Annotated in this window: 19 protein-coding genes and 1 tRNA gene; 19 read left to right on the forward strand and 1 reads right to left on the reverse strand. The window is 42.6% G+C overall.

Annotated features, from left to right (window positions below):
• Positions 1 to 25: 25 nt before the first annotated feature.
• From hisD to BS1321_RS13965, 13 genes are all read left to right on the forward strand, one after another.
• A complete protein-coding gene (hisD, locus tag BS1321_RS13905; RefSeq protein WP_063233949.1) occupies positions 26 to 1,312 on the forward strand; it encodes a histidinol dehydrogenase in 1,287 nt (428 codons plus the stop codon).
• A gap of 92 nt (positions 1,313 to 1,404) precedes the next feature.
• Complete coding sequence (gene hisB, locus BS1321_RS13910; RefSeq protein ID WP_063233950.1) at positions 1,405 to 1,992, forward strand: imidazoleglycerol-phosphate dehydratase HisB; 588 nt, start codon at positions 1,405 to 1,407, stop codon at positions 1,990 to 1,992.
• Complete coding sequence (gene hisH, locus BS1321_RS13915) at positions 1,993 to 2,625, forward strand: imidazole glycerol phosphate synthase subunit HisH (protein WP_063233951.1); 633 nt, start codon at positions 1,993 to 1,995, stop codon at positions 2,623 to 2,625.
• Entirely contained in the window at positions 2,622 to 3,356 is a 735-nt protein-coding gene (gene hisA / locus BS1321_RS13920; RefSeq protein ID WP_063233952.1) for a 1-(5-phosphoribosyl)-5-[(5-phosphoribosylamino)methylideneamino]imidazole-4-carboxamide isomerase, read from the forward strand. Before hisH ends, hisA begins: the two co-directional genes overlap by 4 nt.
• Positions 3,357 to 4,115 (forward strand): imidazole glycerol phosphate synthase subunit HisF, encoded by a 759-nt coding sequence (hisF, locus tag BS1321_RS13925; protein WP_063233953.1) that lies wholly within the window; start codon positions 3,357 to 3,359, stop codon positions 4,113 to 4,115.
• Complete coding sequence (gene hisIE, locus BS1321_RS13930) at positions 4,112 to 4,768, forward strand: bifunctional phosphoribosyl-AMP cyclohydrolase/phosphoribosyl-ATP diphosphatase HisIE (protein WP_063233954.1); 657 nt, start codon at positions 4,112 to 4,114, stop codon at positions 4,766 to 4,768. Before hisF ends, hisIE begins: the two co-directional genes overlap by 4 nt.
• Positions 4,769 to 4,981: 213 nt before the next feature.
• Complete coding sequence (locus BS1321_RS13935; RefSeq protein ID WP_063233955.1) at positions 4,982 to 6,484, forward strand: tetratricopeptide repeat protein; 1,503 nt, start codon at positions 4,982 to 4,984, stop codon at positions 6,482 to 6,484.
• A 103-nt stretch (positions 6,485 to 6,587) separates the two neighbouring features.
• Positions 6,588 to 7,535, forward strand: a complete 948-nt coding sequence (gene trxB, locus BS1321_RS13940) for a thioredoxin-disulfide reductase (RefSeq protein ID WP_063233956.1) — start codon at positions 6,588 to 6,590, stop codon at positions 7,533 to 7,535.
• Between the two features lie 554 nt (positions 7,536 to 8,089).
• Positions 8,090 to 8,548, forward strand: coding sequence for an NUDIX hydrolase (locus tag BS1321_RS13945; protein ID WP_063233957.1), 459 nt, complete (start codon positions 8,090 to 8,092; stop codon positions 8,546 to 8,548).
• Between the two features lie 45 nt (positions 8,549 to 8,593).
• Positions 8,594 to 9,508, forward strand: a complete 915-nt coding sequence (gene rapZ / locus BS1321_RS13950; RefSeq protein ID WP_063233958.1) for an RNase adapter RapZ — start codon at positions 8,594 to 8,596, stop codon at positions 9,506 to 9,508.
• Positions 9,483 to 10,469 (forward strand): gluconeogenesis factor YvcK family protein, encoded by a 987-nt coding sequence (locus BS1321_RS13955; protein WP_063233959.1) that lies wholly within the window; start codon positions 9,483 to 9,485, stop codon positions 10,467 to 10,469. The genes rapZ and BS1321_RS13955 overlap by 26 nt, the downstream gene beginning before the upstream one ends.
• Positions 10,470 to 10,536: 67 nt before the next feature.
• Positions 10,537 to 11,490: a DNA-binding protein WhiA gene (whiA, locus tag BS1321_RS13960; protein WP_054398715.1), complete on the forward strand. Its 954-nt coding sequence runs from the start codon at positions 10,537 to 10,539 to the stop codon at positions 11,488 to 11,490.
• Positions 11,491 to 11,510: 20 nt separating this feature from the next.
• Positions 11,511 to 11,768, forward strand: coding sequence for an HPr family phosphocarrier protein (locus BS1321_RS13965; protein ID WP_048688029.1), 258 nt, complete (start codon positions 11,511 to 11,513; stop codon positions 11,766 to 11,768).
• Between the two features lie 97 nt (positions 11,769 to 11,865).
• Here the strand turns inward: BS1321_RS13965 and clpP are convergent, their stop codons facing one another.
• A complete protein-coding gene (gene clpP, locus BS1321_RS13970) occupies positions 11,866 to 12,474 on the reverse strand; it encodes an ATP-dependent Clp endopeptidase proteolytic subunit ClpP (RefSeq protein ID WP_063233960.1) in 609 nt (202 codons plus the stop codon).
• 289 nt (positions 12,475 to 12,763) lie between these two features.
• Here clpP and BS1321_RS13975 point away from each other — a divergent pair.
• The 6 genes from BS1321_RS13975 to BS1321_RS14000 all read left to right on the forward strand — a co-directional run bounded on the left by BS1321_RS13975 (position 12,764) and on the right by BS1321_RS14000 (position 18,395).
• A tRNA-Arg gene (locus BS1321_RS13975) sits at positions 12,764 to 12,835 on the forward strand.
• Positions 12,836 to 13,152: 317 nt separating this feature from the next.
• Positions 13,153 to 14,490 (forward strand): RNA polymerase factor sigma-54, encoded by a 1,338-nt coding sequence (gene rpoN / locus BS1321_RS13980; RefSeq protein WP_232522689.1) that lies wholly within the window; start codon positions 13,153 to 13,155, stop codon positions 14,488 to 14,490.
• 14 nt (positions 14,491 to 14,504) lie between these two features.
• Positions 14,505 to 14,747, forward strand: a complete 243-nt coding sequence (locus BS1321_RS13985; RefSeq protein ID WP_230159818.1) for a glutaredoxin family protein — start codon at positions 14,505 to 14,507, stop codon at positions 14,745 to 14,747.
• A gap of 139 nt (positions 14,748 to 14,886) precedes the next feature.
• Positions 14,887 to 15,921 carry a sugar-binding transcriptional regulator gene (locus tag BS1321_RS13990; RefSeq protein WP_063233961.1) on the forward strand — a complete coding sequence of 345 codons (1,035 nt, stop codon included), beginning with the start codon at positions 14,887 to 14,889 and terminating at the stop codon, positions 15,919 to 15,921.
• Positions 15,922 to 15,953: 32 nt separating this feature from the next.
• Positions 15,954 to 16,961, forward strand: a complete 1,008-nt coding sequence (gap, locus tag BS1321_RS13995) for a type I glyceraldehyde-3-phosphate dehydrogenase (RefSeq protein ID WP_063233962.1) — start codon at positions 15,954 to 15,956, stop codon at positions 16,959 to 16,961.
• A gap of 249 nt (positions 16,962 to 17,210) precedes the next feature.
• Positions 17,211 to 18,395: a phosphoglycerate kinase gene (locus BS1321_RS14000; RefSeq protein WP_063233963.1), complete on the forward strand. Its 1,185-nt coding sequence runs from the start codon at positions 17,211 to 17,213 to the stop codon at positions 18,393 to 18,395.
• Positions 18,396 to 18,417: the final 22 nt, after the last annotated feature.

Here is an 18,417-nt window from a genome sequence, read left to right on the forward strand (position 1 = left end):
AAAGAATCGCTAATGAGGTGAAGGTATGAAAATAGAACGGTTTGCTGAAGGGATTTCACTGAAACGCTCGGTTGAAGCAGGTACTGCCGATCAAAGAAAAGCGGTTCAGGATATTATTTATGATGTCAGGAAAAGCGGAAACGCCGCTTTACATACCTATACCGAACGTTTCGATGGTGTCAGCCCAGAGGAATTACTTGTATCGGAACAGGAAATGGAAGAAGCGACAGCGGCCTTAACTGCTGAGCAGCTTGATATTATTCAAGAAGCTGCGAATAATATCCGAATGTTTCACGAGAAACAAATTCGAAATTCATGGTTTACGACTGATGATACGGGAACGATGCTAGGACAAAAATTGACACCTCTTGATGCTGTAGGTATTTATGTACCTGGAGGCACAGCGGCATATCCTTCGTCAGTATTGATGAATGCGTTGCCTGCGAAGGCCGCTGGGGTGGAACGGATCGTTATGGTTTCTCCTCCAGGGAAAGATGGGAAATTATCGCCAGCGGTTTTGGCAGCTGCCAAAATTGCCGGAGTTAAGGAAATCTATAAGGTTGGCGGGGCTCAGGCCATAGCTGCTCTCGCTTATGGGACGGAAACAATTAAGAACGTGGATAAAATAGTGGGTCCAGGAAATATATATGTGGCGTTAGCGAAGCGAGAAGTATTCGGAGATGTCGCCATTGATATGATTGCAGGTCCAAGTGAAATAGCGATATTGGCGGACGAATCAGCCATCGCTGCAGAAGTTGCGGCAGACTTGCTATCACAGGCGGAGCATGATGCCCGAGCTTGCAGTGTTTTGGTCACGACGTCAACGTCTCTTGCAGAAGAAGTGGCAGAAGAAGTGACCAAGCAGGTGGCGTTACTTCCACGCCATGATATTGCTGCAGCATCCATAAGGGATTATGGAAGAATCGTTGTGTGCGGGAGTATGGCCGAAGCTGTTGAAGCGATTAATGAACTTGCACCGGAACATTTGGAAATTGTGGCTAAAGATGCACTTGAAATCATGGCTAAAATCCGCCATGCCGGGGCAATCTTCATTGGCCGCTTTAGTTCGGAGCCCGTCGGGGATTACTTTGCAGGTCCCAATCATGTGTTGCCTACCAATGGAACCGCCCGTTTTTCCAGCCCGCTGAATGTGGATGATTTCCAAAAGAAATCGAGCATCATCATGTATAGTGAAACAGCCTTCCGCAAAAATGCAGAAAAAATCGCAGCATTTGCCCGAATGGAAGGACTTGAGGCTCACGCCCGTGCCATTGAATCACGTGGTGTGAATGAATCCGGGAAAAAGTCCTGAATTATTAAATAAGTGAAATCACTGATATAAAGACTTTGACATGCTTTTACATCTTGGGAAAAGGGGTCTTACCCCGTTGAGGAGGAGTTGTAATGGAACGTTTTGCTAGTGTGGAGCGAAAGACGAATGAAACGGAAATAAGTTTGAAGTTTGGTGTGGATGGGGAAGGTAATTCCTCCATTAAGACGGGCGTTCCGTTTATGACGCATATGCTGGATTTGTTCACGAAACACGGGAAGTTTGATTTGACAGTAGATGCAAATGGGGATACAGACGTGGATGATCACCATACAACTGAAGATATTGGCATCTGCTTGGGTCAGACGTTATTGGAGGCCCTTGGAGACAAGCGCGGAATAAAGCGTTACGGAAATGCTTTCGTACCTATGGATGAAGCACTCGCCCAGGTTGTCATCGATTTAAGCAATCGTCCGCATCTAGAGTTCCGGGCTGAGTTTCCTTCGCAAAAGGTCGGTACTTTCGATACTGAACTGGTGCACGAGTTTCTTTGGAAATTCGCTCTTGAAGCCAGGATGAACCTGCATGTAGTCGTTCATTACGGTCACAACACACATCATATGATCGAAGCAATATTCAAAGCGCTTGGACGTGCTTTGGATGAAGCTACGACAATCGATCCACGTGTCAAAGGCATCCCTTCGACGAAAGGAATGTTGTAAATGATCGGGATCGTAGATTATGGCATGGGGAATTTATTTTCTGTAAGTAAAGGGCTTGAGCGCCTTGGTGCCGATTCATTCATTTCCGATGACCCAAAAGAACTTTCAATGTCGAAAGGGATCATACTTCCCGGCGTTGGCTCTTTCAGGGATGCCATGAGTCTATTGGAAAAACAAAAGCTGGATGAATTCCTGAGGGAATACGTAGCCAATGGAGGTTATCTATTAGGCATCTGCCTTGGTATGCAGCTTCTCTTTGATGAAAGTGAAGAAAATGGACCGGCAAAAGGATTATCCCTCATTCCAGGAAAAGTCGTTCGTTTTAAGGGAGTGGATGCGAATGACCAGGCTTATAAAGTGCCGCACATGGGCTGGAATCGTCTTGAATTTAAACACGCTTCACCAGTGAATGAGGGGCTGGAAGAGGAACATGTTTATTTCGTACATTCTTACTACGTCGATACGGATGAATCATTCGTTACCGCTTCAGCGAAGTATGATGTGGAAGTGCCGGCGATCGTCGGTAAAGGGAATGTATTCGGCATGCAGTTCCATCCGGAAAAAAGCGGGAAGATGGGCATGTCACTCTTGAGAAACTATCTGTCATTAGTAGAAGGGAAGGAAGAAGCATGAGCAACTTTACTATTTACCCGGCGATTGATATGCGCGGAGGCAAATGCGTCCGCTTAATCCAAGGAGATTACAATCAGGAAACCGTTTATGGTGATTCCCCCTTCGATATGGCTAAAAGCTTTGCTGACCAAGGAGCCGATTGGATACATATGGTCGATCTTGACGGAGCTAAAGAGGGAGTACGCATCAATGATTCATACGTAATTAAAGCTGCAAGTGAGTTAGGGGCCCGCATTCAAATTGGCGGCGGAATCCGTACGGAACGGGATATAGCCCATTACCTGGATAATGGAGTGGAACGTGTCATTCTAGGCAGCACGGCCGTTTCAGACCCTGATTTCACTAAAGATATGATTAGGAAATATGGAAGCCATATCGCAATCGGAATCGATGCGAAGGATGGCAGGGTTGCCACTCATGGTTGGCTTCAAACGTCTGGAACCCTTGCGATAGATCTTGGTAAATTACTGGCCGATGCTGGTGCAGAGACCTTTATCGTGACTGATATCGCGACGGATGGCATGCTTTCAGGTCCGAATGTGAAAGGTATATTGGCCATGGCGGAGGCAACTGGTAAAAACGTGATTGCTTCGGGAGGCATTAGTTCACTCGAAGACCTCATCACTCTCAAGGAGTATGAAGCCCAAGGCATTTCAGGGGCAATCATTGGCAAGGCCCTTTATACCAATCGTTTCACTGTAGAAGAAGCACTAGAAAAGGTGCGTGGTTAAATGCTCACTAAACGAATTATTCCATGTCTCGATGTAAAGGATGGGCGCGTAGTCAAAGGCATCCAATTTGTTTCCCTTAGGGATGCTGGAGATCCTGTCGAACTTGCAGCCTTTTACGACCAAGAAGGTGCCGATGAGCTTGTCTTCCTGGATATTTCCGCTTCACATGAAGGCAGGGAAACGATCGTCGACGTCGTTCAAGCGGTAGCGGGAAGCTTGGCAATCCCGTTCACGGTGGGCGGCGGCATTAATTCATTGGCGGATATGAAGAAGATCTTACGAGCTGGTGCCGATAAGGTATCCTTAAATACAGCAGCCATTCTGCGCCCTGATTTAATTAATGAAGGTGCTGATTATTTTGGTTCCCAATGTATTGTGGTCGCCATAGACGCCCGGTATGATGAAGAGCTTGGTTCATGGCGTGTATATACTCACGGCGGTCGGAAACCGACTGAATGGGACGTGATCGAGTGGGCGAAGGAAGCCGTAATCCGCGGTGCAGGTGAAATTTTATTGACAAGCATGGATTGTGACGGCGAGAAACAAGGGTTTAATATCGCTTTGACAAAAGCGGTATCTGAAGCCGTTTCAGTGCCGGTCATTGCCTCAGGCGGGGCAGGTAACGCTGAGCATTTCCAGGAAGCCTTCCAAGAAGGTAAAGCCGACGCAGCATTAGCCGCATCGATATTTCATTACAAAGAAACATCCGTCAAAGAAGTCAAAGCGTTTCTCAAACAACAAGGAGTGGTTGTACGATGAATCTTGAAACTATTAAATACGACGAAAAAGGTCTGATACCAGCAATTATTCAAGATGCAGGAACCGGTGAAGTGCTGACACTTGCTTATATGAACCAAGAATCACTGCAATTGTCGATTGAAAAAGGTGAAACGGTTTTCTTCAGCCGTTCGCGCAATGAATTATGGCATAAAGGAGCAACGAGCGGTAATACCCAGAAAATCATCGAAATGAAGTATGACTGCGATCAAGATGCATTGGTCGTTCGGGTCGTTCCTGCAGGTCCTGCGTGCCATACAGGGGCAACAAGCTGTTTTAGCGAAACGATTTACCAAAACAGTGAAGCCGGACAAGACGTGAAGGCGAATGTGAATTTCTTGACGGAATTGGAAAATTTGATTGAAAAAAGAAAATCGGAAATGCCTGAAGGTTCATATACTACCTACCTATTCGATAAGGGCGTTGATAAGATCCTGAAAAAAGTCGGTGAAGAAGCGGCAGAAGTGATCATTGCTGCCAAGAACCGTGATGCAGAGGAACTTTCGATGGAAAGTGCCGATCTCCTCTATCACTTATTCGTTCTTCTTCAGGAGCAGGAGCTGCCTTTCCAAGCAGTGCTTGATGTATTGAAGGCTAGACATGCCGATAAGGACGAACCGAAAGAAACCGAATGAATGGTGATTGCCCTCCGTCAATAGGAGGGCTTTTTTGTGTATCTACGACTACTATGAGCGCAATCTTTACTTCTCATTTGACTAAGAATATATTTCAATTTTTTCTAAAAGAAAGCAAGGTAATTCCCATTTTCCATTTTCTTGAATTGTTCGGCAAATTTACACCAATATGTTATAATACTATGGTTAATCAACTTGTAGATGGAGGATTACATGAGTAAAGACTCTAAATTTGGCCAACAGGCAAAAATTCTAACCTTTCACCCAACAGGTGAGTATTATTTCACCAAGGGTTTAAAAGCTTATCATAGACGAGAATTACCTAAATCAAAAAAATACCTGGAACGTGCGCTGGAACTTGAACCTGCTGAACCGATGATAGCCTGTCAATTGGCAATCACTTGCTCGGAAATCGGTGAATATAATTATTCAAACAACCTCTTGGAAAACATCTTGGATGTGATGGATCCCTATATGTCGGAATGTCATTACTTCCTGGCGAATAATTATGCCCACTTAGGCATGTTCAAGGAGGCTTATCGTCACGCCAGTGCTTATCTTGATAAAGAAGAAGACGGGGAGTTCAGCGATGACGCAGAGGATCTGCTTGAACTGATAACTTTTGAGTCGGATGAGTCAGAAGAAAATCCCTTTAAGCATGATGGGCTCATTACCAAACAGGAACAAGCCCGTGAGTACCTTGAATCAGGCAATTTTCCGAAGGCAATCGAAGTGTTGAAAGAAACGATTGCCGAGTACGAGGATTACTGGTCCGCTTATAATAACCTGGCACTTGCCTATTTCTATCTTGGTCAAGTAAGTGAAGCTTTTGAAACACTTGATGAGGTACTGGAAAAAAGTCCGGGAAACCTGCATGCGCTTTGTAACCTTGTTGTTTTTCATCATTATCAACAGGATGAGGCAAAGGTTGAAGAGCTCATACAGATGCTGGAGAAAATTCGGCCGATGCTATCCGAACATCGTTTCAAGCTTGGAGCGACCTTCGCTTTGATCGGAAACTATGCTTCTGCATATAAATGGCTGAAAGTACTCCAAAAGCAAGGGTTCGAGGGAGATGGAACCTTCTACTATTGGCTTACCGTTTCCGCTTACCACTTAGGCCATGAACAGGCTGCCAAAAAGGCATGGAAAAAAGTCGTGGAAATGAACCCGGAAAAGGAAGGCATGGAGCCTTGGGGAGATATGAATGAAACTTCAGATGGGTTTGAACATCATTTTCCTTCTATTATAAAAAGACTGGAAAGTGAATTCATCGAAGAAAGGCTGTTTGCCATTTTCCTTCTGAAACATTCGGTTCATAAACAGAAGCTATTGAAAAACCAGGTCCTCAACCTAAATCAGAATTTCACTGATTTGGAACGTGATTATGCCGAACTTGTTCAAGTTCCTGCTAAAGATCGCCAATTAACACCGATTGATTTTGCCGATCGCACAGCTGAGTTATTATATCAGCATTTCCAACCGATACAATTAAATGAAGCCGGGCTCTATTTAATGTGGTTTTCCGTCTTTATCGAAGCGGTAAAATCCGAGCAGAAGTTAAATAATCCAGCAGGCTGGGCATCTGCGGTGGAGTACGTGTGGAATCAGCTTAAAAATGAGAAGGCGAGCAAACAGGCAATCGCAGACAAACATTTCATATCGGTGTCCACCTTATCGAAGTACGTAAAGTTGGTTCAAAACTTACTGGGATGAGCAGATATTTGGACGAAAAATTATTTGTTATATAGGATAATAGGTAGGGAACACTAACCGTAGTGAAGGTTCCATTTGTAATGGAATATGGAGGAGTGAAAACATGTCTGAAAAAATTTATGACGTTGTTATTATTGGAGCTGGTCCAGCAGGGATGACGGCGGCTGTCTATACATCACGTGCGAACCTTTCAACATTGATGTTAGAACGCGGAGTACCGGGCGGGCAAATGGCCAATACTGAGGAAGTTGAAAATTATCCTGGATTCGACACTATACTCGGACCTGAACTTTCAACGAAAATGTTTGACCATGCAAAGAAATTCGGTGCGGAGTATGCATATGGGGATGTTAAGGAAATCATTGACGGTGAAGAGTATAAAACGATCAAAGCCGGTTCCAAGGAATTCAAAGCACGTTCAATCATCATTTCATCTGGTGCCGAATACAAGAAAATCGGCGTTCCTGGCGAAAAAGAATTGGGCGGCCGCGGTGTATCGTATTGTGCAGTTTGTGATGGTGCATTCTTCAAGCAAAAAGAACTGTTCGTTATCGGCGGCGGAGACTCTGCGGTTGAAGAGGGTGTGTACTTAACCCGCTTTGCTTCAAAAGTGACTATAGTTCACAGACGTGACGAACTTCGTGCTCAAAAGATTCTTCAAGATCGTGCATTTGCCAATGAGAAAATTAACTTCATCTGGAATCATACTTTGAAGGAAATCAATGAAAAAGGCGGCAAAGTCGGCGGTGTCACTCTAGTTTCCACTGAAAACGGAGAAGAGACAGTGATGGACGCAGACGGTGTATTCATTTATATCGGAATGCTTCCGCTAACTAAACCATTTGAGAACTTGGGCATTTTGAATTCCACAGGCTATATTGAAACGAATGATCAAATGGAAACACGCGTCCCTGGTATTTTTGCTGCTGGTGACGTTCGTGAAAAAACATTGCGCCAAATCGTTACAGCTACAGGCGATGGTAGCATTGCCGCTCAATCCGCTCAGCATTTTGTTGAGGAACTTCAAGAAAAATTGCAGCCAAAGGCTTGATTTCATAAGAATATACAATCGTAATTCCGTTTTAACGATGTTGTAACACGTGTGAAATAATGATTGGGTATAGTATGGGTAGAAGTTGACCCCCTTTATTATAAACGTTTAAGGACACAGATTAAGTTTCTGTGTCTTTTTTTTGTTTTCCTGCTTTGAGACTATATCTTTAGTTCCAATTTTTAGGATGTTTTCAAATGGTTTTTAATGTGAAGTAAGCCAACCCTTTGCATTTAGGCAGCGAAAGTGGAGAAGAATAGGAGTTAAGCAGGATAAAGGCTTACCTCCGTGATTCCTTGCGAATGAATATTCCCCCAATGCAGGAAGTTTACTTTATTGTTAGCTCATTTCAAAAATAGTATAATGATAAGATATACTAAACATATATATCTTTCATAATGGTAAGAAGATGAAAAATACAACTTGTTTGAACTATTAGCATTTGTAAATCGCCAAATGGATATCTAGCGGCGGTTTAAGGATATAAACTGAATCTCTTCAACACCGGGGGTGAAGGTTTCTATAGTCGAGCAGAGCCAATTGAGGTGAAGAACGTGCAACGTGTCACAAACTGTGTATTGATCAAAGATAATCAAATCCTCTTATTGAAAAAGCCTAGACGAGGATGGTGGGTAGCTCCAGGCGGCAAGATGGAGCCTGGGGAATCTGTACGCGATGCTTGCATTAGGGAATATCGCGAAGAAACGGGCGTTTATTTAAAAAACCCTTCCATCAAAGGTATTTTCACCTTCATTATGAAGGACGGAGATAAGGTTTTGTCAGAATGGATGATGTTCACTTTCTTTGCAACGGATTCCGATGGTGTAAATGTGGATGTTTGTGAAGAAGGGGAACTTAGCTGGCATCCGGTTGAAGATGTTAAAAAGCTGATGATGGCTGAAGGTGATTTTCACATCCTGGACTATATGGTTCATGGAAGTGGGATCATCTATGGAACCTTTACCTATACGCCTGAGTTTAAGCTACTTTCTTACCGATTGGATCCAGGTTAATTTTCATATATAAAAAAGATTGCTATACATGGGGGCGGAGAAACTATGAGTACAGGGCAGATGAGTGAAACGCAATTGGTCATCATTACCGGAATGTCCGGAGCAGGTAAGACAGTGGCGGTTCAAAGTTTTGAAGACCTCGGCTTTTTTTGCGTCGATAATTTGCCGCCCACGCTATTGCCAAAGTTTTTGGAGTTAATGAAGGACTCCGGGAATAAGATGAATAAAGTGGCCCTTGTCATGGATTTGAGGGGAAGGGAGTTTTTTGATTCCTTATTTCTTGCACTGGATAATTTAACGGATACAGCTGCAGTATCACCAAGAATCCTTTTTCTTGAAGCTGATGATGAATCCTTGGTCCGCAGATATAAGGAAACGCGAAGGACCCATCCGCTTGCTCCATTAGGCCGGCCATTGGAAGGCATTAAAATGGAACGGGAACTTTTGGACGAATTGAAGGGAAGGGCTCAGTTGATCTTTAATACTTCCCAACTGAAACCGCGCGAATTGAGGGAGAAAATCGCTTCGGAATTTTCTGCCGATAAAAGTGTAGGTTTTACAGTCAATGTCATGTCCTTCGGGTTCAAGCATGGCCTGCCCATAGATGCCGACCTTGTGTTTGATGTGCGTTTCCTGCCAAATCCATATTATATTGACCATATGAGGCCAAGGACTGGCTTGGAACAGGAAGTGTCGAGTTACGTTTTAAAATGGAGTGAGACGCAAAAGTTTTTGGAAAAAGTGACCGATCTGCTTGCCTTCATGCTTCCATATTATAAACGTGAAGGAAAAGCACAGCTTGTTGTTGCGATAGGGTGTACAGGCGGGCAGCACCGATCTGTAGCATTGACGGAGTATATTTCAAACCACTTCAAAAAGGATTACAGGGTTCAAGTATCACATCGCGATATCGATAAAAGTAAGGGGAAAGCAGATGTTAGTAAAAAAGAAACAACCTAAGGTTGTGATCATTGGAGGGGGAACCGGCCTTCCCGTTTTGTTGAGAGGGTTAAAGAAGCATCCGGTGGATATAACGGCAATCGTAACGGTAGCTGATGATGGTGGAAGTTCAGGCCGCCTTCGCGAGGATATGGATATTCCCGCTCCGGGTGATATTCGTAACGTGCTGGCTGCGTTATCGGATGTAGAGCCCCTTGTTGAACAAATGTTTCAACATCGCTTTCAGAGTAAAAATGAGTTGTCCGGGCATTCGCTGGGGAATTTGATACTCGCGGCAATGACCTCGTTGACCGGGGATTTCGTCCATGCGATCCAGGAAATGAGTAAATTTCTTAATGTCCGCGGTAAAGTGCTTCCAGCTGCCAACCAAAGTGTGGTTCTCCATGCGGAGATGGATGACGGAACGATTGTTACAGGAGAATCCAAGATCCCCTTCTCAGGAAAGAAAATAAAAAAAGTATTTCTGTCTCCTCATCATATAAAGCCGCTTAGTGAAACTCTCCAGGAAATCAAGCAGGCTGATCTTATTGTCATAGGTCCAGGAAGCCTATATACTAGCATTCTGCCTAACTTACTTGTCCCTGGTTTAGGAGAAGAGGTTGGCCGTTCCAAGGCTAAGAAGGTGTACATTTGCAATTTGATGACACAAGCCGGCGAGACGCTTGATTATAGCGCGAGCGATCATATAAAAGCGATATATGACCATATGGGAAATGCATATATTGACAGGATACTTGTTAATAATGAGGAAATACCAACCGAGATTCAGCAACGCTATCAAGCTGAATATGCCAAACCGGTCATGTATGATGTGGAAAGTTTAAAACAGATGGGGCTTGAAATCATACAAGAACGCATTTTCAGCTTTGAAGGGAATGTAATACGCCATGACACAAAAAAAGTGGCGGATTTGCTTTATAATATGCTTGTAAATGAAACAAAAAGCCACATAGTTCCGTAGATATAAGCGGGGACGGTTTTTTGATTGATAAAAATAGATTACCTGCGTTCGATTGGGGGTGAAATGGATGTCTTTTGCTTCAGAAACGAAAAAAGAACTTACTACATTAGAGGGAAAGGATTGCTGCGGTAAAGCGGAATTATGTGCGCTTATCCGGATGAACGGATCCCTTTCATTTTCTAATCGGAAGCTTGTTGTGGATATTCAAACTGAGAATGCTGCGATTGCCAGAAGGATTTATACGCTGCTGAAAAAGAGTTATGAGGTCCAGGTCGAGCTGTTGGTCCGTAAAAAGATGAAGCTTAAAAAGAATAATGTATATATTGTCAGGATGTCATCCGGAGGGCAGCGGGTTTTAACCGATTTGGAAATTTTAGGCGATGGCTTTGAAATTCTCCATGATATATCCGATACTATTGTTGGGAAGAAATGCTGTAAGCGTTCATACCTAAGAGGTGCATTTCTTGCGGGGGGTTCGGTAAATAATCCGGAAACGTCTTCCTATCACCTTGAGATTTTCTCACTTTATAAAGAGCACAATGATGCCCTTTGTGAGCTAATGAATAAGTTTGACTTGAAGGCCAAGACGCTTGAACGCAAGAAAGGGTACATCATTTATTTGAAAGAAGCCGAAAAGATTGCCGAGTTTTTAAGTATAGTTGGCGCCCATTCAGCTTTATTAAGGTTCGAGGATGTACGGATTGTCCGTGATATGCGTAATTCAGTGAATCGGCTTGTGAATTGTGAAACAGCCAATTTGAACAAAACAATCGGGGCCTCATTGCGCCAGGTTGAAAATATCCATTATATCGAGGATACGGTAGGGCTAAGCATTTTACCGGATAAGCTTCGGGAAATTGCGGAGCTTAGGATAGCATTTCAGGATATAACCTTAAAGGAACTTGGGGAAATGGTATCCGGGGGAACCATCAGTAAGTCCGGGATTAATCACCGATTACGAAAGATTGATGAAATAGCTGACAGGCTCCGTGGGGGAGAGGCTATTGCTGCGAAAAAATAAAGCTAACAGGGGAGATCAAGATGGTGGAAAAACAAGTTGAGGTAAAATTGAAAACGGGTTTGCAAGCGCGGCCGGCAGCTCTTTTTGTACAAGAAGCTAACCGCTTTCATTCAGATGTTTTTCTTGAAAAAGAAGGAAAGAAAGTGAATGCAAAAAGTATAATGGGGTTAATGAGCCTTGCCATCAGTTCTGGCGTGTCTGTGAAGTTAATTGTCGAAGGACGCGATGAAAAAGAAGCGTTAGAGGCATTGGAAGAGTTCGTTCAGCAAGAGGGTTAAAAGAAAAGGATGCCTAAAAGTGCATCCTTTTCTTTTATGATGTAAAAAAAGCTCCGGAAGTCGCTTAAGGCGATCTCCGGAGCCTTTTGTTGCATGATTATTTAGAGTCTTTTTTATCATCAAGGATGCTGCGCGTGATGACTTTGTCAATCAAGCCATATTCAAGAGCTCTTTCGGAAGTCATGAAGTTATCACGCTCCGTATCTCTTTGAAGGACTTCAATAGGTTGACCAGTACGTTCTGCCAATATTTGATTCAGTTTATCTTTCAAGTGAAGGATACGGCGGGCAGCAATTTCAATTTCAGTAGCTTGACCTTGAGCTCCTCCAAGTGGTTGGTGAATCATGACTTCACTGTTTGGCAACGCATAACGTTTGCCTTTTTCGCCAGCGGCCAATAGGAAAGCACCCATGGAAGCGGCCATACCGATGCATACTGTGGATACATTAGGTTTGATATATTGCATAGTATCGTAAATGGCCATACCGGAAGTGATGCTTCCACCAGGGCTGTTGATGTATAGAGTGATATCTTTTTCAGGATTTTCCGCTTCTAAAAATAGTAATTGAGCAACAATGGAGTTGGAAACATTATCGTCAATTGCACTTCCTAGCATAATGATCCGGTCTTTTAATAAACGGGAGTAAATATCGTAGGCACGCTCCCCACGACTTGTTTGTTCGATAACTGTAGGAATTAAATTCATGTTCATTTCCTCCTTCGATTAAGAGAATCATTTAAATTCTTTATGTATGTATGATACACTTTTTGGTCAATTTAGGTCAAACAAAACAAACCCTATAATGGATAATTTGTTCGACAATTTTCTGGCTAAGGCTCCTTCCTGATAGATTACTTTATATATTATGCCGCACAGGGATGAATTTCCACATTACCCATAATACCCAAAAGAAGAAGTTTTAAACCTGATAACCCTTGCAAAGGAGGGGATTCTATCATATAATGAAGTCTGTTGAAAAAATATTTTCTATTACGCCCTCGTAGTGCAACGGATAGAACGCAAGCCTCCGAAGCTTGAAATGCAGGTTCGATTCCTGCCGAGGGCATTACTAATCTTCTGCTTAATAAAGTGGGGGATTTTTTATTGGTCAATTTTAAGAGTGGTCCTAAGATTTTTGGTGAATTTACTCGTTTTCCGTAATATTTCATCGAATCCTGGAATGTCAGTCCTGTCGTGAAAATATTCGCCCACTCTATTGAAAAATGGTTATTTTTCAATAAAAGTAGTTGTTAAATTTGCATTTCTAACATATAGTATTTAAAAACAAATAAACTATTCAGAAAAAAACGTAAGCGTTTTCATGGGTTTTTGTGTAGAATTTTCTCCTGATAATGTAAAATGGAGTGGGGGAGGGATGAATCGATGAGTATGAATATGAAAGCAGGACTTTTTCAACAGCAAACATTAAAGATGGCAATGACCCAAGAGCTTATGCAAGCTATTACATTGCTGCAATACTCCTCGCAGGAGCTATCGGCTTTTTTAGAAAATAAAATGGTGGAGAATCCATTACTGTCCATAGATCAGCCAACATCTGCTTTATTTCAGCCAACTTTTGACCGGAAAAAGGGTAAACGGACCCTTAAGAATACGTATGATGCCAACTATTGGATTGAACAGATCAGTGAAGATACAATATCGCTTGAACAGCATATCATGTCCCAGGTTAATCACCAGCAGTTTTCCGGTGAGCAACAGAAGGCAATGCTGCTATTAATTCATAACCTTGATGAAAACGGTTACTTGAGGACGCAGCTGGATGATATATGTATCTCAGGTTTATCTCCGGTCGTTTTGGAAGAAAGCCTCACAATTTTACAGCAACTCGAGCCGCATGGAATTGGAGCGAGAAATCTTCAAGAGTGCCTTTTGCTTCAGGTGAAAGCAGAAGGGGTGAATCTGCTGGCAGAATCGATCATAGAAAACCATTTCCTCGGTTTTGCTGAAAAGCGCTGGAAAGACTTAAGTAAGAAAATCGGTGTTACAATGAAGGAGATACAAGAAGTATTTGATTATGTCCAGACGTTGAACCCGCGTCCGGCTTCACTCTTTTTTCAGGAAAAACCTTCTTATATAGTGCCGGATGTGGTCGTGGAAGCTCGGGATGGCATGCTGCTTGTCGGGAATTATGATGGTAACACTCCCAATCTTAATGTGGATAAAGGGTATTTAAACCGAATGAAGAGCCATAAGGATCAGGGTGTTCAACGGTTTATCCAGGATAAGTGGCAGGAATACCAATGGATCTCCAGAGGGATTCAACAGAGGAAGGAAACTATATTGAAGGTCATTCAGTGCATCGTCGATAAACAGCCGGCGTGCTTTCATCATGGCCTGAACTATTTGAAGCCGATGACGATGAAAGAAGTCGCTGACGAACTTGGTATACATGAGTCCACAGTAAGCCGGGCGGTTAAAGGGAAATACGTGCAGACACCATTTGGCACGATAGAGATGCGGGTGTTTTTCACTACTTCTTTACAGTCAGTTGGCCTTGATGAGGATATGTCGGGCATGCAAGCAAAAAAGAGCCTACAGGCAGCCATCAATGGGGAAAATAAACAAAAGCCGCTTTCGGATCAAGACCTGGCAGAACGGTTGAAAGAGGAGCATGGAATTATCCTTGCCCGCCGAACCGTTGCGAAATACCGTGAACAATTAGGGATCCCTTCTTCATCTAAACGAAAAAGATATGATTGAAAAGGATGAGTGGTTTGGAATCAAATGCATTTGTTTTATATAGTAGGGATAAATGCCCGTTATGTGATAAAGCCAAGCTGGTACTAGAAGAAGTGAAAGAGGAGTCAGGCATAGGCTATAAGGAAATCGATATCCATACAGATGATGATTTGCTTGAGAAATTCGGGCTGATGATTCCTGTAGTAGAATGGAAAGATGAAATCGTTCAATTCGGAAATGTTGATAAATCAGCTCTAAATCAGCTTTTGGAAAAATAATTTTTCAAATCATTTGAAGAAACATTCCGTTCCTGCTAGAATAAAATATGTAGCAGGAATATTTTTTTGTTTTAAGTGGGACAGAAAATGACTACGCGGGACATTAAATGTCCAACTTAACTTTTTAGGAGTTTTAACTATGCGTACATTACTTGAGGTACAAAGAAAATTATTACCAGATTTCCTTATGGTTATGCAAAAAAGATATGATATCCTGCGTTATATCAAAATGATGCAGCCGGTTGGAAGGCGCAGTCTGTCCGTGAGCCTTAATTTGACAGAGCGGACGCTTAGAGGTGAGGTTGATTTTCTGAAAAGTCAGAACCTGGTTAACATATTCAGCTCTGGCATGACGCTGACTGATGAAGGGATTGAAATCCTGGATAAGTTAGAAGGAATAATGCGTGAAGTAATGGGTATAGACATAATGGAACGGCAATTGCAGGATTTGTTACAAGTGGATGAAGTCATTATTGTCTCAGGAAATTGTGATGAGACCCCATGGGTGAAAAAAGAATTGGGTAAAGCTTGTGCAAACCGTATGAAACGAGAATGGAACTCAAAGAATATCATTGCGGTTACTGGCGGATCCACAATGGCCGAAGTGGCTGATTCGTTGTCACCTGATGAAGCGTCGAAGAAATTGACATTTGTCCCGGCCCGCGGGGGAATTGGTGAAGCAGTACAGAATCAGGCCAATACCATTGTCGAAAAAATGGCACAGAAGGCACAAGCCTCATACAGAGTGTTATATGTACCCGATCAATTAAGCGGTGAGGTTTATGCTTCATTTCAGAAGGAACCTGCAATTAAAGAAGTGATTTCCCAAATCAAATCTGCCGATATGATCATTCATGGAATCGGTGATGCCATGGCGATGGCTGAGAGAAGAAATTCTTCGCCAGAAATGTTAAAGAAGCTGTTAGATGGAAATGCTGTAGGAGAAGCATTCGGTTATTATTACGATGAAAACGGTAAAGTTGTTCATAAAGTTTTGACAGTCGGCATCCAGTTAGATGATCTTAGCCCTGAAAAGCGAGTGATAACTGTGGCAGGTGGTAAAACTAAAGCAAAGGCTATCCGTTCCTACATGAAAGGCGCACCTTCATCAACAGTGTTGATCACTGATGAAGCGGCGGCACAAGAGTTAATTCAGGGGAATTACACCCCTTAATATATTTGCGAACTTAAAAGGAGGAATTTTTCATGGCAGTAAAAGTTGGTATTAATGGTTTTGGACGTATTGGACGTAATGTATTTCGTGCAGCATTGAGTAATCCTGGGGTAGAGATTGTTGCTATTAACGACTTAACGGATGCTAATATGTTAGCGCACCTTCTTCAATACGATACAATTCATGGATCTCTTAATGAAAAAGTAACAGTTGATGGGGAGTACCTTGTTGTTGATGGTCATAAAGTCAAAGTATTGGCTGAACGTGATCCTGCACAATTAGCATGGGGTGAACTAGGAGTAGAAGTAGTTGTAGAATCTACAGGACGTTTCACAAAACGTGCAGATGCAGCTAAGCATTTAGAAGCTGGCGCGAAAAAAGTAATCATCTCTGCTCCTGCATCTGATGAAGATATCACAATTGTCATGGGTGTAAACGAAGACAAATATGATGCAGCAAACCACCATGTAATCTCTAATGCTTCTTGTACAACGAACTGCTTAGCTCCATTTGCTAAAGTGCTTCATGAACAATTCGGAATCAAACGCGGTATGATGACTACTGTTCACTCATATACAAATGATCAGCAAATCCTTGATTTGCCTCATAAAGATTACCGCCGTGCACGTGCAGCTGCCGAGAATATCATTCCTACAACAACTGGGGCGGCAAAAGCTGTTGCACTTGTTCTTCCTGAACTTAAAGGGAAATTAAATGGTATGGCAATGCGCGTACCTACTCCAAACGTGTCTGTAGTCGACCTTGTTGCAGAGCTTGAAAAAGACACAACAGTTGAAGAAGTTAATGCAGCATTCAAAAAGGCTTCTGAAGGCGAATTAAAAGGAATTCTTGAGTACAGCGAACTTCCGCTAGTATCAACTGACTATAACGGTAACCCATCATCATCTACCATTGATGCCCTTTCCACAATGGTAATGGAAGGAAACATGGTTAAAGTATTATCTTGGTATGATAATGAAACTGGATATTCTAGCCGTGTTGTTGATTTAATCGACTATTTGGCTAAAAAAGGATTGTAATTAGAATAATAAAAAAAACCTCACCAAGGTGAGGTTTTTTTTATCACACCTCTAAAAAAACTTGGCAGAAGATGATATTATTAGTAAGTCATTAATCAGTCAAGCGTTTACATTTCTTGTTTTTGGATAATTTCCTGGAAACCGACTATAATGAAAAAGAGAAAAAGGGGAGTTGGGAAATTTACCCTCTCCCTTTTTGACTAAAGGAATCAAAAATATGATAACAATATCTAAGGGGGTTCTTGGATTATGAATAAAAAGTCGATTAGAGATATTGAATTAAAGGGGAAACGCGTATTTTGCCGTGTTGATTTCAACGTTCCGATGCAGGACGGAAAGATTTCGGATGATACGAGAATCAAAGCTGCACTGCCGACGATTTCCTATCTGACAGAACAAGGCGCTAAAGTCATCTTAGCTAGCCACCTTGGCCGTCCAAAAGGACAAGTAGTTGAAGAATTGCGTTTAGCACCTGTTGCGGAAAGACTAAGCGAACTTAGTGGCAAAGATGTGCAAAAGGCAGAAGAAGCTTACGGCGAGACCGTTCAATCAATCATTGATAACATGCAAAATGGCGAGATCCTGTTGTTGGAAAACGTTCGTTTCTATACAGGAGAAGAGAAGAACGATCAAGAATTGGCGAAGTCATTTGCTGCACTGGCTGATGTTTATGTTAACGATGCATTCGGAGCTGCGCATCGTGCACATGCTTCAACTGAAGGAATAGCACACCATCTCCCAGCTGTTGCCGGATTGCTGATGGAAAAAGAACTTTCTGTGCTAGGAAAAGCGTTATCCAACCCGGAGCGTCCTTTTACAGCTATAATTGGCGGAGCAAAAGTAAAGGATAAGATAGGCGTTATCGAAAACCTTTTGGAAAATGTCGATCACTTGATCATTGGTGGTGGACTGGGTTATACATTTATTAAAGCGCAAGGTCATGAAATCGGTAATTCATTATTGGAAGAAGACAAAATAGAATTGGCCAAGTCTTTCATCGAAAGCGCAAAAGAAAAAGGTGTAAAATTGCATTTGCCTATCGATGCGGTTGTAACAGCTGAATTTTCACCTGATGCAGAGACAGAGAATGTCGATATCGATGCTATTCCAAGTGATAAAATGGCTCTGGATATCGGTCCAAAAACAAGTGGATTATTTGCGGATGTAATCAAAGGTTCCAAGCTTGTCATATGGAATGGACCAATGGGAGTATTCGAGTTCGATAAATTTGCTAATGGAACGAGAACGGTTGCTGAAGCATTGGCGGAAGCAAAAGATACTTACAGCATTGTAGGCGGAGGGGATTCAGCCGCAGCTGCTGAAAAGTTTGGCTTAGCAGAAAAGATGTCCCATATTTCAACAGGCGGCGGTGCATCTCTTGAGTTCATGGAAGGCAAGGAATTGCCTGGCGTTGTGGCCTTGAACGATAAATAAGCGTAAACCGTTACATATTTCA

It is taken from the genome of Peribacillus simplex NBRC 15720 = DSM 1321 (assembly GCF_002243645.1).
In the GTDB taxonomy this organism is placed as follows: Bacteria; Bacillota; Bacilli; order Bacillales; family DSM-1321; genus Peribacillus; species Peribacillus simplex.

Excerpts from the sequence above, each read along its gene's own strand:
- hisD (WP_063233949.1), top strand. The coding sequence starts at position 26 with ATGAAAATAGAACGGTTTGCTGAAGGGATTTCACTGAAACGCTCGGTT.
- hisB (WP_063233950.1), top strand. The coding sequence starts at position 1,405 with ATGGAACGTTTTGCTAGTGTGGAGCGAAAGACGAATGAAACGGAAATA.
- hisH (WP_063233951.1), top strand. The coding sequence starts at position 1,993 with ATGATCGGGATCGTAGATTATGGCATGGGGAATTTATTTTCTGTAAGT.
- hisA (WP_063233952.1), top strand. The coding sequence starts at position 2,622 with ATGAGCAACTTTACTATTTACCCGGCGATTGATATGCGCGGAGGCAAA.
- hisF (WP_063233953.1), top strand. The coding sequence starts at position 3,357 with ATGCTCACTAAACGAATTATTCCATGTCTCGATGTAAAGGATGGGCGC.
- hisIE (WP_063233954.1), top strand. The coding sequence starts at position 4,112 with ATGAATCTTGAAACTATTAAATACGACGAAAAAGGTCTGATACCAGCA.
- BS1321_RS13935 (WP_063233955.1), top strand. The coding sequence starts at position 4,982 with ATGAGTAAAGACTCTAAATTTGGCCAACAGGCAAAAATTCTAACCTTT.
- trxB (WP_063233956.1), top strand. The coding sequence starts at position 6,588 with ATGTCTGAAAAAATTTATGACGTTGTTATTATTGGAGCTGGTCCAGCA.
- rapZ (WP_063233958.1), top strand. The coding sequence starts at position 8,594 with ATGAGTACAGGGCAGATGAGTGAAACGCAATTGGTCATCATTACCGGA.
- BS1321_RS13955 (WP_063233959.1), top strand. The coding sequence starts at position 9,483 with ATGTTAGTAAAAAAGAAACAACCTAAGGTTGTGATCATTGGAGGGGGA.
- whiA (WP_054398715.1), top strand. The coding sequence starts at position 10,537 with ATGTCTTTTGCTTCAGAAACGAAAAAAGAACTTACTACATTAGAGGGA.
- BS1321_RS13965 (WP_048688029.1), top strand. The coding sequence starts at position 11,511 with ATGGTGGAAAAACAAGTTGAGGTAAAATTGAAAACGGGTTTGCAAGCG.
- clpP (WP_063233960.1), bottom strand. The coding sequence starts at position 12,474 with ATGAATTTAATTCCTACAGTTATCGAACAAACAAGTCGTGGGGAGCGT.
- rpoN (WP_232522689.1), top strand. The coding sequence starts at position 13,153 with ATGAGTATGAATATGAAAGCAGGACTTTTTCAACAGCAAACATTAAAG.
- BS1321_RS13990 (WP_063233961.1), top strand. The coding sequence starts at position 14,887 with ATGCGTACATTACTTGAGGTACAAAGAAAATTATTACCAGATTTCCTT.
- gap (WP_063233962.1), top strand. The coding sequence starts at position 15,954 with ATGGCAGTAAAAGTTGGTATTAATGGTTTTGGACGTATTGGACGTAAT.
- BS1321_RS14000 (WP_063233963.1), top strand. The coding sequence starts at position 17,211 with ATGAATAAAAAGTCGATTAGAGATATTGAATTAAAGGGGAAACGCGTA.